This is a genomic window from Vibrio sp. V30_P3S12P165 (genome assembly GCF_009904905.1).
Classification (GTDB): domain Bacteria; phylum Pseudomonadota; class Gammaproteobacteria; order Enterobacterales; family Vibrionaceae; genus Vibrio; species Vibrio fujianensis.
This window is the reverse complement of sequence record NZ_WXWH01000075.1, coordinates 1-2,380: the sequence shown is the minus strand read 5'-3', so window position 1 is coordinate 2,380 and position 2,380 is coordinate 1. Positions and strand designations below refer to the sequence as shown.

Sequence of the window (2,380 nt, the reverse complement as noted above, 5' to 3'; positions counted from 1 at the left end):
AATATCCTAATATTGTTACTAAAATAAAAAGACCTATCAACTATGAATTAATGTTAGAGAAAGCAAAACAATTAGCAGATGAATTTACTCATGTTCGAGTTGATTTTTATAATGTTTCTGGAAATATTTATTTTGGTGAGTTGACCTTTGCTAAAACAAGCGGTGGCGCTATTTTTATGCACAAAATGTTTGATCTCTGGATGGGTAACCTATGGCAAGGCGATCCAACGAAATAAAAGAAGTATAAATTAATGTATTCTAAAAATAAAAAAATAACCCTACTTATCAGTTCTCTTGCTGGCGGTGGTGCTGAGGGTGTTTGTGTTAACGTCGCTAATGGTTTGGCTGATAATGGCTGGCAAGTTGATTTACTTGTTTTACACACCAATAATGCAGCTTACTTAGAGCGTGTTAGCCAAAAAGTAAACTTAGTTGTGCTGGGTGTTAATCATGCCCGCCATGCACCGTTGCCATTATTACGATATATTCGTCAGCATAAGCCAGAAAAAATGCTGGTGTTTAATTACGAGTTAGCTGTGTTAACGGTTATGTTGCGTAGTTTATTTCGATTTAAAACCAAAATTATGGCTAGAAATATTAATACCTTTTCAAAAAATACAACTCAGTCACAAGGAAGCTGGCGGCGTTATATTGTTACACCTTTGATTAATCATTTTTATGGTAAATGCGATCATATTATTAACCAATGTCAAGCGATGCGCGATGACTTAATTGCGGTATTTCCAAATTTGGCGGATAAAACGAGCGTGATTTATAATCCAGTCGCAAAACATGTTGAGGATTACGCAAAAGCGCACGATTTATCCCAAATAGAAAAACAAGATTATTTGCTTTGTGTCGGAAGGTTAGAAAAGCAAAAAGCCTTTCACTACGCCATCGAGGGCTTTGCCGGTGTTGCCAATGAATTTCCTAACCTACGGCTAAAAATAGTCGGCCAAGGCAGCCTAGAGCAATCACTAAAGCAATGCTCACAGGATTTGGGTGTTGCCGATAGGGTTGATTTTGAAGGTTTTCAAGCGGATATGATCCCTTATTATCTTCATGCTAAAGCCACCTTGCTCACTTCACTATATGAAGGCTTCCCAAACGTATTGATAGAATCGATCACCTTAGGAACCCCAGTAGTTGCATTTGACTGCCCAAGTGGCCCAAGGGAAATTATTCAAGAGGGAGTAAATGGGTATTTGGTTGAGTATCTATCAATCGATGATTTGCAGAGAGTATGTAGGAAATTAATGCTGAGTTTCGTTTATAAAAACTTAAATGAAATTTCGAAAAATGACTATTTTCTTTCGAGTGCTATTAACAAATACTTAGCTGCCATTAAAAACTAGGTCAATTATGAAAACATTTAACTACCAGAAAAATATAGATAGTAAGTGTTACTCTGATATGAATAGTGTAAATGCTATTTTTCTTTTTTTTGTATTTTTTATTTTTGTTTTTAGAGTTAAAATCGGATTTTTTGACCTTACTCCTATTTTGTTCTTATGGTCTATTTTTTATGTTATTTTAACGAAGATGAAGTTTAATGTTGTTTTTTTTAATTTTCTTATTATTTACTTTATTTTCATTTGCTATAGGCTTTCTGTTCAGTTCATAAACTCTCAGTTAAATTATGAGTCTCACTTTTTGATGCGAGATATCAGATTTCTAATGTCATCTGTATCTATATATGTTATGTCCGCATGGATTATAAATAAAAATTATTTACCGTCAAAAGTTATTATTATTCTAGGTTCAGTCTTGTTGATTCATCCGATATTAATGTATATTCAACTTTTTTTTCCTGGAGTTAGATTTTGGTTTATAGAGCACTTGCCTTTTACAGATAATTATCATGCTTTTCGTGTTAATGGCTTATTGAATGGTTATGTGCCGGGTGGAAACTTTCTTGGCTTGATTTCTACTTATTTTTTCTTTTTATATTCTAAATATAAAATGTTTGCTTTTCTTATCATACCGTTTCTCTTTATACCTTTGTTTCCTATTTCAGGTCTCTCTGGTCTTGCTTCATTTATAATTGGTTTTTCCTATTTTGTGGTTTTTAAAAGTGGATTGAGAGTTAAGATTAATGTTTTTGTTTTATCTGTTGTATTCTCTACTGTAGTTATTACAAGCTATAATAGTGTGGTTGGTTTTTTTCCTGAAATAGGCAAGGGTTTTGACCGTGTGCTTGTTTTATTTGGTGCTAATGACGGTGAAGTAAATGCAACAATTGATGGGTCTTTTTCTACCTTATTAAGCAGCTATTCAATACCAAATAGTGCATTGAACTTCATTTTCGGTAATGCGCAAGCTTCAAAATCCGAGTTTTCTACAACTTCATCAGATTCTGGATTGATATCTAATATTCATG

At 33.4% G+C, this 2,380-nt stretch carries 3 protein-coding genes; all 3 read left to right on the top strand.

The window, feature by feature from the left end:
• The coding region (locus CAG57_RS14195) for an ATP-grasp fold amidoligase family protein (RefSeq protein WP_272925682.1) at window positions 1-236 on the top strand (236 nt) is incomplete at its 5' end.
• A gap of 15 nt (window positions 237-251) precedes the next feature.
• On the top strand, window positions 252-1,355 hold the full coding sequence (locus CAG57_RS14190) for a glycosyltransferase (RefSeq protein WP_161439542.1): 1,104 nt from the start codon (window positions 252-254) through the stop codon (window positions 1,353-1,355).
• A 322-nt stretch (window positions 1,356-1,677) separates the two neighbouring features.
• The coding region (locus CAG57_RS14185; RefSeq protein ID WP_161439541.1) for a hypothetical protein at window positions 1,678-2,380 on the top strand (703 nt) is incomplete at its 3' end.

Bases quoted from the DNA above. Each gene is read 5' to 3' on its own strand.
- CAG57_RS14190 (WP_161439542.1), top strand. From the start codon at position 252: ATGTATTCTAAAAATAAAAAAATAACCCTACTTATCAGTTCTCTTGCT.